A 13,479-nucleotide genomic window follows, 5' to 3' on the forward strand; every position below is an offset into this window, starting at 1 on the left:
ATGGAAACAGAAAACAAAAAGATTTTGCTTGTAGAGGATGATCCGAACTTTGGAACGGTTCTAAAGGATTATCTAGTAATGAATGATTATGATGTTGTGCATGCTAAAAATGGTATGGAAGGCTTCGAAAAGTTCAAAAAGGATGATTATGACATGTGTATCTTAGATGTTATGATGCCTTATAAAGACGGGTTTACGTTGGCAAAAGAAATCCGTGATAAAAATGAAGAGATACCTATTATCTTCTTGACGGCAAAAGCAATGAAAGAAGATGTGCTAAAAGGATATAAGGTAGGTGCAGATGATTACCTGAATAAGCCTTTTGATAGTGAGGTATTATTAATGAAAATACAAGCTATTATGCAACGTAAGAGTACAGAGTCTGTTGCTGATAGTAAACAATTTGAATTCAAAATAGGAGGTTTTCACTTGAATTCAAAACTAAGATTCTTGACTTACAAAGAAGAAGATCCTATAAAATTATCTCCAAAAGAAAATGAATTACTTCGTCTTTTGGCACTACATCTTAATGACTTAATGCCAAGAGAACTTGCGTTAACTAAGATTTGGAGAGATGATAACTACTTCACATCAAGAAGTATGGACGTATACATCGCTAAACTAAGAAAGTATCTAAAGAAAGATGAGAATGTTGAAATATTAAACATTCATGGAGAAGGGTTTAGATTAGTCGTAAGAGGCGAAGAAGTATAGAGAGCATATAACGGTACTATTTCATAAAGCATCATAATTATTTTATGGTGCTTTTTTCTTTTATATAAGTCACTACTTCCTTAACATCTCCGGTATACGGGAACCATTTGATTTCTGGGTCCTTTCTAAACCAGGTGAGTTGTCTTTTGGCGAAACGGCGGGTGTTCTTTTTGATTTCCGAAATGGCAAAATCTAATTCCCATTTCCCGTCAAAATGGGTAAATAGTTCTTTGTATCCTACAGTATTAAGTGCATTCAAATTTTTGTGTGGGAGTAAGGATTTAACTTCGTTAATTAATCCTTGCTCGACCATGAGATCGACACGTTGATTGATACGATCATAAATAACTTCTCTATCTGCTGTAATCCCTATTTTTATAATCGAAAAAGGTCTGTTTTTTTTGATAGCAGTTGTAAAAGAAGAATAAGGCTGACCACTACTAATACAGATCTCTAATGCTCTCATTACTCTATGAGTATTTTGTTTATCTACTTTGGCGTAATACTCGGGATCTAAAACTTTTAGCTGAGCTTGAAGGTGTTCTATGCCTTTGGTTTCATAAGTGATATGTAATTCTTTTCGAATTTTGGGGTCAACTTCTGGGAATGTATCTAGTCCTTTGGTGATTGCATCAACATACAGTCCTGATCCTCCGACAAGAATGACAAAATCATTTTTTTGAAATAACCTATCTATTGTGTCTAGGGCTTCTTTTTCAAAATCTCCTACACTGTAGGGTTCTGTAATACTTTTGTGTTGTATAAAATGATGAGGTGCCTGAGCTAATTCTTCTTTTGAAGGAACGGCGGTGCCAATATGCATTTCCTTAAAAAACTGCCTGCTATCTGCAGAAACAATTTCGCAATCCAAATGATTGGCTAGCGCAATACTAAGACTGGTTTTTCCAATCGCGGTAGGTCCTATAACAACAATCAGATTTTTATTCATTTCAATAGATCTTCACCGCATTTATGACAAAACTTGGCATCATCTCTGTGGTTACTTTCGTTACAGTTATTGCAGGATTGTGTGTTGAGATGAACTTTTTTGGTTTGGTGCGTATATTCTGCACTAACAATACCTGTTGGTACGGCAATGATACCATAACCCATAATCATTATGATAGCTGCCAAAAATTGGCCCAAAGGCGTAACCGGTGCAATATCTCCGTATCCTACCGTTGTAAGCGTAACGATACACCAATATACACTTATAGGAATGCTTTTGAAACCACTTTCTTCACCCTCTACGATATACATAACCGTTCCCATGATGATACATAATACCAAAACGGCGAATAGAAATACCAATATTTTGGCACGACTATCTTTGATCGCTTTTACTAATTTGTTGGATTCTCCAATGTATCGGGAGATTTTTAAAATCCTAAATATTCTTAGTAGTCGTAATGCACGAACCGTAAGTAATGCACTGGATCCTGCAAAGAAAAAGGATAGGTACAATGGAATGGTAGATAAAAGATCTATGATACCATAAAAACTAAAAATATATGAGGTGGGTTTCTTGATCGAAATAATCCGAGCGATATATTCAAAAGTAAAAAATATAGTGATTACCCATTCGGCGTAGTACAGGAATTCATAAATATCAATAGGAAGTCCTTTTACACTCTCCAGCATTACGAATACAATACTCAATACAATAAGGATTAATAAGGTAACATCAAATACCTTACCCATAGGAGTATCTGCCTCATAAATTATCTCATGTAATTTGTTTTTCCAGGTTTTATGATCTGTGTCTTTTGTCAAACTAAAATGTTTTGTTTAAAAATACTAAAACTAGTTTATTTTTTTATTGATATCACGGTATCCCTTTCAATGTCTACTATTAAATTAAAAATTTCTTTCAAAGCTGGGTAATATTCGATAGGATAGTAAGGAGCGTTAAAATTTATTCTATGGTTAATCAGTAATTTTTTACCATTGTTTTGGTAATTAACAGTTACCGTAGCTAATTTATTAGGCAATGCGAATCCTTGATTTTTTGGGGTATCAATAAACTCATGATCTTCGTCGATGTTTATGGATACCAAATAAGTATATGAATCTTTGAAACCAAAATCTACCGGAAAAGTTCTTTCATTTAATGTGAATGGGTTTTCGCTAAAAAAAGCTTCAGAAAAAGGCCTGATATATATGATATTTTCAATTTGTTCTGTTGGAGAATTATAATGAAACTCCTCAAGGTATGATTTTTCTGTGTTTTCTTGGTTTTTGATAGTAGCGTTGGTAATGATGCGATCTGGATATTGTTGTTTGATAGTTTCTCCTAAATTCTGAGAGGTATTTGCATACATTTTTTTTCTTTTATAGTATGCCGGATATCCCTGGAAAGCGTGAGTTACTTTACCTCTTATCATTAAATCGTCATTCAACGTTATATCTTCTTTGTAGTAATGAGAAGAGCGAAGTCTTGGCTCAATATTGATCCAACTGCTACCATTTTTAAAATCAAGTAATCGCCCATATTGATTTAAACATCTGAATGGGACCTCACCAAAGTTTAATGTCTTTTCTGTAGCATCCAAAAGGTAGGAATTGTTTTCTAAAGACAAATGTACAATCAGATAGTTGAAATCTGTAATCACAGGATATAATTTTGTAACATAACCATTGTCTCTGGTAGACATTAATACAGGTAATACATCAAATCCTTGTTGTTTAAGTGCATTATGCAATAATATGTTGATGCTCGAAACATTTCCTACTTTGGTAGAGATTACTTTTTTAATATCCCCATCAGTAAAAATTCTGTTTTTCTTATTCCAGGTATAGTGTTTTGCAATGTAACGATATATGGCTTTTGCTTTATCAATGTTGTTAGGTAATGATTGGATTTCCAGCGGTAGTATGTTTTTGGTTAAATTTACTTTTTTGAGTTGAACGCCAATACTAACTTCCTTTTTTATTTTATTATCTACATCTTCCCATGTTTCGCTGAACTTTTTATTGACCCCATCAAAGCCTTTATATTCCCTCAACTCGAAGTCTATTCTCGAAAAATAATTTTCTTTTGCGGTCATGTATTCTTCCTCAATGAACGCGGGAATATCTTTCATAACATATACATTACGCGAGCAGTCAGAGTGTCCGCCATAAGCAACTTCGAGACATTGTTTGATCAGGCTTTCATCCTTTGAATGAAGCTTTAGGGGGCCTACTAATTTGATATTATATAAATAATTTCCAGGTAAATCAGTGATGTATTCACTGTAAATTTTTGGAATGTCATCTTGAAAATCCCATCCATTGAATTTAAATATAAATGGAGATTCTTGTTGGTACTTATAAGTCAATACAGAGCCGGGTTTAACATCAGGAAAAGTAAATTTGATGATAGAGTAATGCTCGTCGTATTTTTCTTCATAAACATTCTCTTTTTCCAGTTTTGTTTTTACTACTTTCCCATTTTCTAAGTTGTAGGTATATGCAACCAAATCTCGGTATGTTTCCCGTCTTCCTTTGTTGTTGTAGAGAAAAATTTTGATAGTAGCCTTGTCAAATCCTTGTGAGTTCAATATCTTAATTTTGGCTTCATAGTCAGTCAATAGATTATAGTTGTTTCCATTTTCTATTCTACTATATCCTTTTTCATAGAGATACAAAGCATTGGCGGTACTGTCTTTAGGATAACTGTTGTTTTCTAAATCAGCTTCGCTTACAACAAGATTAGTACTGTTATAGGTGTTTTGCGCGCTAAGAAATAGAGTAAATAAGTTGAGGGTTATTAGAAGAAAACGTTTAATCATTCCTGTTTAATTTGACAATCTTTAATTTTTTATGCTGGCGAATGTAACTCTGAATAATATGTTGCGCATCTCGATTATGCTGCATGGGGGTAATGATCGTACGTAGTATTTCGATATTGTTGATTTGATGATTCAAATTGAAGTATCCAAATCCTTTAAATTTACCATCTTCCACCAAAATAACTCCTTGTTCGTCAACATCTCGACCCCGATCAATGATGATCATATTTTGAGCTTCAAACGAGTTTTTATGAATTAATTTCTTTACTCGTTCATTATATTCATCCTTGCTCTCACTACCAATACAAGCTCCTTCGCATTGTTTTATCGTATAATTAAAACAATTGCCTTTCCCATTAACCAGTCCCATTAATCGTTGGCAAAGGTTAAATTCTTCTGTCCAACGGTGCATATAGCTTTTTGCCTGTTGTCGATTAGTAAAAGTGGTAATGCTCTTTTCGCGGCCATTGGCTTTGCTTACTTTTAGATTGATGTATCCATCATCGTCGACGAATTGATATAATGCCTGGTCAAATTTTGTTTTTCGTAAAGCTCGGTTGTATTTTGGCTTGTTTACTTTTATCTCTTCACTTTCTTTTAGCAAGGCAAGTAATTCGCTACCTGTAATTTCATACGATACCGATACTACTTCTTCTTGTATGCGTCTGGACTTTCTATTGTCATTAGTGAAATGTTGGTTGAGACGCTTTTTGATGTTCTTGCTTTTGCCAATGTAAATGATATCTCCATTTTCATTATGCATATAATACACCCCCGTAGCAATGGGAGCTTGTTCAATTAATCGGAGTAATTTATCATCGATCTGACGCTTAGGGTCAGCTCTTACCGTATCTGTAATTATGCTTTTTTCAGAATCTTTGGTGAGGAGTAACTTAAAAAGCTTTACCGTTGCAAGGGCGTCACCATTTGCACGATGCCTATCTGATAAGGGAATACCTAGTCCACGTACTAATTTTCCTAAGCTGTATGATTTTTGATCGGGAATCAGTTTTTTAGAAAGCTCTACTGTGCATAAAGAATGTCTTTCAAAGTCAAACCCTAGTCTTGAGAATTCAGTTCGTAGTATTCGGTAGTCAAAGCTTGCGTTATGAGCAACTACCACACAATCCTCTGTAATTTCTACAATTCTTTTGGCTACCTCATAAAACTTAGGCGCATTACGAAGCATATCATTGTTAATACCAGTAAGGTTAGCTACAAAGGGTTGTATAGGACGTTCTGGATTAACTAGACTTATAAACTGATCAACAACCTGTAAACCATCAAATTTGTAAATAGCAATTTCAGTAATACCTTCTTCATTATATTTTCCTCCTGTTGTTTCTATATCTAAAATTGCATACATAGTTTACTGTATAGGCATTTGTTTTACTGTTAAGATGTTTTTGTGCTTTGAGTTTTCCTTTGTATTACTACCTAAATGTAGTTTTGAAAATACTAAATTAACCCTTTTATTGATAGATCAAAATTAAAAGGGGGTATTGCTATTATACCTTTTGATATTAATGGTAATTTCTGGCGCCAAAAATTGAACTTCCAATTCTTACCATGGTACTACCAGAAGCAATAGCGATTGCGTGATCTGCACTCATCCCAATAGATAGTGTTGTCAAGTTTGGATATTCGGGTTGTAATTGGTCAAAAAGACGTTTGATACCTCCGAATTCTGATTTTATTTGCTGTTCGTTATTGGTAAAAGTTGCCATTCCCATCAATCCTTTAATTTGTATATGAGTTAAGGATTTTACTTCTTCAGAGGCTAACAAAGCAATGGCATCTTCGTCACTAAGACCAAATTTACTGTCTTCTTCCGCAATTTTGATTTGGATAAGGCATGAGATTATTCTATCATGTTTTTTTGCCTGTTTGTCAATTTCCTTGAGTAATTTCAAACTATCTACGGCATGAATCAAATCCACAAACTCTGCCATATATTTTACCTTATTCGTTTGTACATGACCGATCATATGCCATTGAATATCTTTTGGCATTTGTTCCCATTTTTCGGTCATTTCCTGAATTTTATTTTCTCCAAAAACACGTTGCCCTGCATTATAGGCCTGCATTAATTCTTCGACGGGTTTGGTTTTTGAAACAGCAACAAGGGTGACTTCTTCCGGGATTTCTGTTCGAATTCGTTCGAGATTATGTTGGATATCGCTCATAGGCTGCAAATATATCTAAAATCGACGAGGTAAAAGGTGCCATCCTTGCACTTAGAAGTGTGTTGGATATCAAAATTCGTAGATGGTAATACCGCTTCTCAATTTGGGTTCGATATAGGTGCTTTTTGGAGGCATTTTTAGCCCTTCGTCCGCTATTTTTTTCATCTGCGAAACCGAGGCAGGGAATAAAACAAAACCTACTTGAAATTCTTGATTATCAATTCTACTTTTTACAGGAATAATATCGTTTTTACCGTGAGAATATTCAATTCTAGTATCAGTACGTAAATCTTCGATCCCAAGAATCGGTTTCAAAACGGTTTTATACAAAATTTGTGCATCTAATTCTTCTAGTGCATTGTCGAATTGATAAGTTGTTTTCCTGAGGTAAAGCGAATAGAATTCTCCATCCAGATACATGCTAAAATGATGCGGTTTGGAAGGTTTGTAGGCTTCAATCCCTCTATTTTCTATACGAAACCATTCGTCTAACTTGATCAAAAACTCTTCTTTGGTCAATCCATTAAGATCTTTGATCAACCGATTGAACTCGTATATCCTAAGGTCGGACTCCGGAATCAAGTAACTCATAAAAAAGTTATAAGGCTCTTCTCCAGAATGATCAGAATTGTTGACTTTGAGGTCCTGAGCAAGCAGGTGAGAAGATGCAGAACGATGATGACCATCTGCAATATAAATAGTACCAATAGAAGCAAAAGCATCTTTTAGGACTTCTATGGATTTAGGATCTTCGACCTTCCAGAGGTAGTGTGTGTCTCTGTAGGTGGTTGTAAATTCAAATTCTGCTCTTTCCTGAATTTTTTTTGAAATTACATCGGATATGGTATCATTGTCAGGATAGGTAAGGAGTACAGGTTCTGCATTAAATCCTACTGTTTTAAGATACTCCTTAAAGGTGTTTTCTCTGTGTTGAAGCGTATCTTCATGTATTTTGATGACATTATTTTCGTAATCGGCAGTACTGGCAGCTGCCACAATGCCAGAAAAAGATTCTTGTTCTCGATTTACAATTTTATAAACATAGTAGCATGGTGTCTCATCTTGAACAAAGATTTCATCTTCTTTGAATTCGAGATAGCGATTGCGAACCAGTTTGTAGCGTTCTTCTCCCGAGATTTCTTTTTGATACTTATATCCTGGATTCACAATATGCAGAAAAGAGTAGGGGTTGTAATCCATTCTTGAATCACGCTCAAACGCCGTATAACTTTCATAAGATCTTGAGGCTACCAGGCTTACTTTGTCTCTGGTTGGGCGAATTGCTTTAAACGGGTGGATTTTTGCCATTTCTTGATTTCGTATAACTTAAATATTCTTCGGGTTATTGAAGTATGCTTGATAATAAACATATTTTCAATATTAAATAAAAAAGTTGGACCTAGTGCATAGATCCAACTTGTAAATATATAATTTATGTGTTTTGAAAGCTAGTCGTTATGCAAATTGCTTGGCAACTTTTTCTGCTTTTTTACTTTCTGAATAATCGTAAAATCCTTCTCCGCTTTTTACACCTAATTTACCAGCCATTACCATATTAACTAATAACGGGCAAGGTGCATACTTTGGGTTTTTGAAGCCTTCGTACATTACATTAAGGATAGAAAGGCATACATCAAGACCAATAAAATCAGCTAATTGTAATGGGCCCATTGGGTGTGCCATTCCTAATTTCATCACCGTATCTATTTCAGTTACTCCGGCAACTCCATTGTATAACGTTTCGATAGATTCGTTGATCATTGGCATCAGGATTCTATTGGCTACAAATCCAGGGTAGTCATTTACTTCTACAGGGATTTTACCTAACTGCTTAGATACTTCCATGATAGTTTGTGTCACCTCGTCAGAAGTGTTGTATCCTCGGATGATCTCTACCAATTTCATGATAGGCACAGGGTTCATAAAGTGCATCCCAATCACCATTTCTGGGCGGTTAGTAACTGCTGCGATTTGAGTAATCGAGATAGAAGAAGTATTTGTCGCCAAAATAGTATCATCAGGACAAGCATCACTTAAGTCCTTGAAAATCTTAAGTTTCAAATCTACGTTTTCAGTAGCCGCTTCAACTACCAATCCAGCGTATTCTACACCTTCTTTTATACTGGTGTAAGTAGAGATGTTTGCCAGAGTGGCTTCTTTATCAGCTTCAGTAATTTTTTCTTTGGCGATCATACGATCCAAATTTTTGGTGATCGTTGCCAAACCTCTATCCAAAGCTTGTTGTGAGATGTCAATAAGTTGTACTTTAAAACCTTTTTGAGCAAAAGTATGTGCAATACCGTTGCCCATAGTTCCTGCACCAATTACTGCTATATTTTTCATGTGTTTATACTATTTTTATGGTCACATAGAACTTGCCAAATTATCATTTTCGATGCACAAAAACTTTGTTATGGCTTGTTTCATATGAATTATTTGAGTGTATTGAAAGTTTAATTGTTTAGTGTTTGAAGCAATCGATAATTTTTAAAGCGACTTCCAAAGCTTTTTTACCTTGCTCTAGGGATACGATAGGAGTAGTGTCGTTTTTGATAGCATCTGCAAAAGTATCTAGCTCATCAAGGATGGCATTGTTTGACGGTATCGATGGGTTGTCAAAATAAATTTGCTTTCGCACTCCTTCGGCATTCTGCAAAATCATAGCAAAATCATCAGGTTGCTCGGGTGCGTCTTTCATTTTTACGACCTCGCATTTCTTTTCAAAGAAATCAACAGAGATGTAAGCATCCTTTTGAAAGAACCTTGATTTACGCATGTTTTTTAATGAAATACGACTGGCAGTCAGATTAGCAACACAACCATTTTCAAACTCGATTCTGGCGTTGGCAATATCTGGAGTCTCACTGATCACAGATACTCCGCTTGCGCTGATCTGTTTAACTTCAGAATGTACCACGCTCAAAATAGCATCGATATCATGAATCATCAAGTCCAGCACAACAGGTACATCAGTTCCTCTTGGGTTGAACTCAGCTAATCGATGCGCTTCAATAAACATGGGGTTATCGATCTTTTGAGCTACAGCAGTATAAGCAGGATTAAATCGTTCTACATGTCCTACTTGTCCTTTGACATTGTTTTGATTGGCCAGTCGTATCAATTCTTCTGCTTCTGCAACGGTATTGGTAATAGGCTTTTCAATAAAAACATGTTTACCAGCTTCAATAGCTTGTTTAGCAACGTCAAAATGAGCAAAAGTAGGAGTGACTATATCCACCACATCAACGGCTTCAATTAATTCCTCGATAGAATTAAAAAGATGATATCCGAATTCTTTAGCAATTGCATTGGCTTGTGAAGAACTGGTATCGTAAAAACCAGCAAGTTCATAATTCTCGGATTGTTCAAGAAGACGTAAATGGATTTTACCAAGGTGTCCCGCACCGAGTACTCCGGCTTTGAGCATATTTCAATATTTTACACAAAAATAGTATTATTTATAAATTTTAAACCTTAAATATATCTAAAAAGCAAAATTTAGGAATAGATTAGAAAACTGCGTAAGAACTGCTTCGTTTTTGATAAAAAGGTAATTGCTAGAATACTGTGATTTTTTTTAATAGTTTTTTGAAATAAAATATATTCCAACGAAATGTTTGTGTAATTTTATCGGGCTAAATAACCCCTAGATAATAGTGAAAGATACCCTTAGACATGCAGGAAAAAGAAAACAACTTGTTGATGTTTTGATTCGCAAAGGCATCAAGAACAAGGCTGTTTTGGCTGCTATTAATAAAATACCTCGACATCTCTTTATGGATTCCGGCTTCGAAGATCATGCTTATCAGGATAAAGCCTTCCCGATTGCGGCAGATCAAACTATTTCGCAGCCTTACACCGTAGCTTTTCAATCCGAATTATTGGAGGTTGGGAATGGAGATAGAGTACTAGAGATAGGAACAGGGTCGGGTTATCAAACCGCTGTACTTTGCGAATTGGGAGCAAAAGTATATAGTATCGAACGCCAAAAAGAATTATTTAAAAAGACCAAGCTCTTTTTGTCTAAATTAGGATATCGCCCAAAGCACTTGTCTTTTGGAGATGGATATAAAGGACTAGAAGAGTATGCTCCGTACAAAGGAATTATCGTAACGGCAGGAGCTCCTTATGTACCTAAACCCTTGTTAAGTCAATTGGCTATCAATGGTCGATTGGTAATACCTGTTGGAGAGGATGTACAGATTATGACTCTTTTTATTCGAAAAACGGAAACTCAATTCGAAAAACACGAATTTGGGGAGTTTAGATTTGTGCCTTTATTAGAGGATAAGAATTAACTATTTGTAATTCTTTTTAATTCGATCCAGAGCTCTTTTATTATCTCGATCCTTGATCGTTTCTCTTTTGTCGTACATTTTCTTACCTCTGGCTAAAACAATGTCGAGTTTAGCCAATCCTCTATCGTTAATGAACAAACGGGTAGGGATAATCGTTAATCCAGTATTTCTTACTTCTTTTTCAAGCTTTCGCAGTTCCTTTTTGTTGAGTAATAGTTTACGTTCGCTCTTAGGGTTATGATTGAAGTAAGTAGCGTGAGAGTATTCATCAATATGCATATTGATGACAAAGAGTTCTCCGTTGTTGAATTCGCAAAAACTCTCTGCAATACCTGCTTTTCCTTCTCGAATTGCTTTTATTTCGGTACCTGCAAGTTTGATACCCGCAGTATACTTATCGAGAAATTCATACTCGAATTTTGCTTTTCGATTTAATATGTTGATTTTATTCTGATTCATTGTTTTAAATACAGGCCTACAAAAGTACAAAGCTTTCTGAAAAGAAAGCTTTGTTCATCAAAAAATGAATATTTAAAATTTTTTAAGGTTCTTGAAATTGGATGGTAGCTATTTTGTTATCCGTACTTAACTGAAGCTCCATGACTAAACTCATTTTCTCAAATTCTGCTTTATAGCTATTAATACCTTCTGCGGTTTCTATAAATGTTAGATTTTTTAGAGAACCGAACTGCTCATAACAACCATTAACAAAACGAGAGACTCCTTCTTTGGTCATCGCTTCTTGCATTTCGGGGGTATATAAATTAAAAATGTTATCTACGTTTTGAGTATTAAAATTTTCTTGAAAGCTTTTGGTGACTTCTTGATAGTTAGTGCTATCCTGAGCCAAAAGAGCAGATGAACAAAGGAATACTAAAAGTAGTAAAGTGTATTTCATAGCGATGATATTTGGGTTTAATGCATATGCAAAATAATTATCTTTTTTAAAAGAAGGAAACATACGTTCAAAAAAACTTGGGTTTTGGATAGAGCGCAGTTTAACAAAAATGTCACAATTATTGGTTTTTTAAAGTTTAATTTAGCCGTCCAAAATGCTATAGAAATGAAAAAATATTTGATTGTTGTATTGGTAGGAACGCTTTCTTCTTTTACAATTTATAATCAGTTACAGGTTCAGGAAATTGTAGATAAAGCAATAGAAAATGCAGGAGGATCGAGATATGATCATGCGGTGATCCATTTTACTTTCCGCGGAAAACAATATAGTAGTAAACGAGATGGGGGAACTTATCAGCTGGAACGCTTTGTAGAAGGCTCAGAAGGGGTGATCCATGATGTTGTAAGTAATAGCGGATTAGAAAGAACTATTGAAAATTGTAAAGTAAAGGTTGCAGATTCGTTGATCACCAAAATAAGCGACGGAGTAAACTCCGTACATTATTTTGCAGGACTTCCTTTTGGTTTGAATGCGGATGCAGTGAATAAAGAATTGGTTGGAGAATCAACTGTTCTTGGAAAACGGTACTACAAAATAAAAGTAACATTTGATCAAGAAGGTGGAGGGACAGATTTTGAAGATGAGTTTCTGTATTGGATTCATAAAGACAACTTTACTATCGATTATTTGGCATACAAATATGCAGTGAATGAAGGTGGTATTCGATTCAGAGAGGCATACAATCCAAGAGTTGTAAATGGTATTCGTTTTGTGGATTACAGCAATTACAAAACGGATGATTTAAAAACTCCTTTATCAGATCTGGATCAATTGTTTGAGAACAAAAAGTTGAAATTACTTTCTAAAATAGCTTTAGAAGATATTTATGTGTATATCGATAAGGTTGCTGCTAATTGATAGTTAGCATGTGATCGACAATCTCATCGTTTTTTAACGTTACTATAAATAGCTTTCCGTATACTTTTTCGTCTATTTTATCGTACTTTTTTGTACCCAGAATAGTATTAACAAAGGTAGGAGTAGAGTTGCTGTGCCCAACAATAACACTGGTTTTTCCTTTTGTTTTTTCCTGAAACTCGGGTTCGTTTAGTTTTTTGTGATCATAAATCAATAAAGGAGCATTTTGCGCTTTTATGATAGGTTCGGCAGTATGTCTTGTCCTTATAAAATCCGAAGAAAATACGAAATCAATTTTTACATCAGCTAGCACTTTTGCCCAATTTTGAGCACGTTCTTTACCTTCTTTTGTAAGTTCTGGGTCTCTGTTATTTGGATCGCTAAGCTCTTTTTCGGCATGACGAATGAAATAATAGGTAGTAGTTTCTGCAGTGTCGGATTTTTGTGCAATAGCAGAAAAAGACAATAGAAACACTAATAGACTTAGAGTAAATCTCATGGCTAGCTTGTTTTTTTGATAAATATAAATAATTAATCCAACATCCCCATTTTCCAGATAACAACGATCATAGAAAGAATAGCAATGATGAAGAATCCTATATATATGTAGTAACTTCTCTTTTTGTGAGAAGAGCCAAGATCTCCGGATGATTTCATATGGCCAGGCTTTAGGTGGTTGTATGTGTATATAA

15 protein-coding genes are annotated in these 13,479 nt (G+C 34.9%); 3 read left to right on the top strand and 12 right to left on the bottom strand.

The genetic code is table 11. The annotated features are described in order from the left end of the window. A complete protein-coding gene (locus BUE24_RS12000; RefSeq protein WP_073316271.1) occupies positions 1 to 714 on the top strand; it encodes a response regulator transcription factor in 714 nt (237 codons plus the stop codon). Positions 715 to 751: 37 nt separating this feature from the next. On the opposite strand, the gene miaA is transcribed toward BUE24_RS12000, so the two are convergent. From miaA to BUE24_RS12040, 8 genes are all read right to left on the bottom strand, one after another. Continuing rightward, positions 752 to 1,663: a tRNA (adenosine(37)-N6)-dimethylallyltransferase MiaA gene (gene miaA, locus BUE24_RS12005; protein ID WP_073316272.1), complete on the bottom strand. Its 912-nt coding sequence runs from the start codon at positions 1,661 to 1,663 to the stop codon at positions 752 to 754. Then, a complete protein-coding gene (locus BUE24_RS12010; RefSeq protein WP_084549539.1) occupies positions 1,660 to 2,415 on the bottom strand; it encodes an ion transporter in 756 nt (251 codons plus the stop codon). Before BUE24_RS12010 ends, miaA begins: the two co-directional genes overlap by 4 nt. Before the next feature lie 107 nt (positions 2,416 to 2,522). Continuing rightward, entirely contained in the window at positions 2,523 to 4,487 is a 1,965-nt protein-coding gene (locus tag BUE24_RS12015; protein WP_073316274.1) for a DUF3857 domain-containing protein, read from the bottom strand. Next, complete coding sequence (locus BUE24_RS12020; protein ID WP_073316275.1) at positions 4,480 to 5,853, bottom strand: exonuclease domain-containing protein; 1,374 nt, start codon at positions 5,851 to 5,853, stop codon at positions 4,480 to 4,482. The genes BUE24_RS12015 and BUE24_RS12020 overlap by 8 nt, the downstream gene beginning before the upstream one ends. 157 nt (positions 5,854 to 6,010) lie before the next feature. Continuing rightward, complete coding sequence (locus BUE24_RS12025; RefSeq protein WP_073316276.1) at positions 6,011 to 6,673, bottom strand: YggS family pyridoxal phosphate-dependent enzyme; 663 nt, start codon at positions 6,671 to 6,673, stop codon at positions 6,011 to 6,013. Positions 6,674 to 6,742: 69 nt separating this feature from the next. Continuing rightward, on the bottom strand, positions 6,743 to 7,981 hold the full coding sequence (locus BUE24_RS12030; RefSeq protein WP_073316277.1) for a DUF1015 domain-containing protein: 1,239 nt from the start codon (positions 7,979 to 7,981) through the stop codon (positions 6,743 to 6,745). Positions 7,982 to 8,128: 147 nt separating this feature from the next. After that, positions 8,129 to 9,016 carry a 3-hydroxybutyryl-CoA dehydrogenase gene (locus BUE24_RS12035; RefSeq protein ID WP_073316278.1) on the bottom strand — a complete coding sequence of 296 codons (888 nt, stop codon included), beginning with the start codon at positions 9,014 to 9,016 and terminating at the stop codon, positions 8,129 to 8,131. A gap of 118 nt (positions 9,017 to 9,134) precedes the next feature. Continuing rightward, complete coding sequence (locus BUE24_RS12040) at positions 9,135 to 10,100, bottom strand: Gfo/Idh/MocA family protein (RefSeq protein ID WP_073316279.1); 966 nt, start codon at positions 10,098 to 10,100, stop codon at positions 9,135 to 9,137. Positions 10,101 to 10,329: 229 nt separating this feature from the next. On the opposite strand from BUE24_RS12040, the gene BUE24_RS12045 reads away from it, so the two are divergent. Then, positions 10,330 to 10,971: a protein-L-isoaspartate(D-aspartate) O-methyltransferase gene (locus BUE24_RS12045; protein ID WP_073316280.1), complete on the top strand. Its 642-nt coding sequence runs from the start codon at positions 10,330 to 10,332 to the stop codon at positions 10,969 to 10,971. On the opposite strand, the gene smpB is transcribed toward BUE24_RS12045, so the two are convergent. Together smpB and BUE24_RS12055 are read right to left on the bottom strand one after the other, a co-directional pair. Further along, the gene (smpB, locus tag BUE24_RS12050; RefSeq protein WP_073316281.1) at positions 10,972 to 11,430 is read right to left on the bottom strand and encodes an SsrA-binding protein SmpB; all 459 of its coding nucleotides are present in this window, start codon (positions 11,428 to 11,430) and stop codon (positions 10,972 to 10,974) included. Positions 11,431 to 11,512: 82 nt separating this feature from the next. Then, positions 11,513 to 11,869, bottom strand: coding sequence for a DUF3887 domain-containing protein (locus BUE24_RS12055; RefSeq protein ID WP_170864596.1), 357 nt, complete (start codon positions 11,867 to 11,869; stop codon positions 11,513 to 11,515). A gap of 165 nt (positions 11,870 to 12,034) precedes the next feature. On the opposite strand from BUE24_RS12055, the gene BUE24_RS12060 reads away from it, so the two are divergent. Beyond that, the gene (locus BUE24_RS12060; protein ID WP_073316608.1) at positions 12,035 to 12,787 is read left to right on the top strand and encodes a DUF6503 family protein; all 753 of its coding nucleotides are present in this window, start codon (positions 12,035 to 12,037) and stop codon (positions 12,785 to 12,787) included. On the opposite strand, the gene BUE24_RS12065 is transcribed toward BUE24_RS12060, so the two are convergent. Both BUE24_RS12065 and BUE24_RS24380 read right to left on the bottom strand, forming a co-directional pair. Then, positions 12,780 to 13,286 (bottom strand): phosphoglycerate mutase family protein, encoded by a 507-nt coding sequence (locus BUE24_RS12065; RefSeq protein WP_073316283.1) that lies wholly within the window; start codon positions 13,284 to 13,286, stop codon positions 12,780 to 12,782. The two genes, BUE24_RS12060 and BUE24_RS12065, sit on opposite strands and share 8 nt — an antisense overlap. Before the next feature lie 32 nt (positions 13,287 to 13,318). Beyond that, complete coding sequence (locus BUE24_RS24380; protein WP_280174027.1) at positions 13,319 to 13,444, bottom strand: hypothetical protein; 126 nt, start codon at positions 13,442 to 13,444, stop codon at positions 13,319 to 13,321. Positions 13,445 to 13,479: the final 35 nt, after the last annotated feature.

The sequence above is a fragment of the Aquimarina spongiae genome (genome assembly GCF_900141785.1).
Taxonomy (GTDB): domain Bacteria; phylum Bacteroidota; class Bacteroidia; order Flavobacteriales; family Flavobacteriaceae; genus Aquimarina; species Aquimarina spongiae.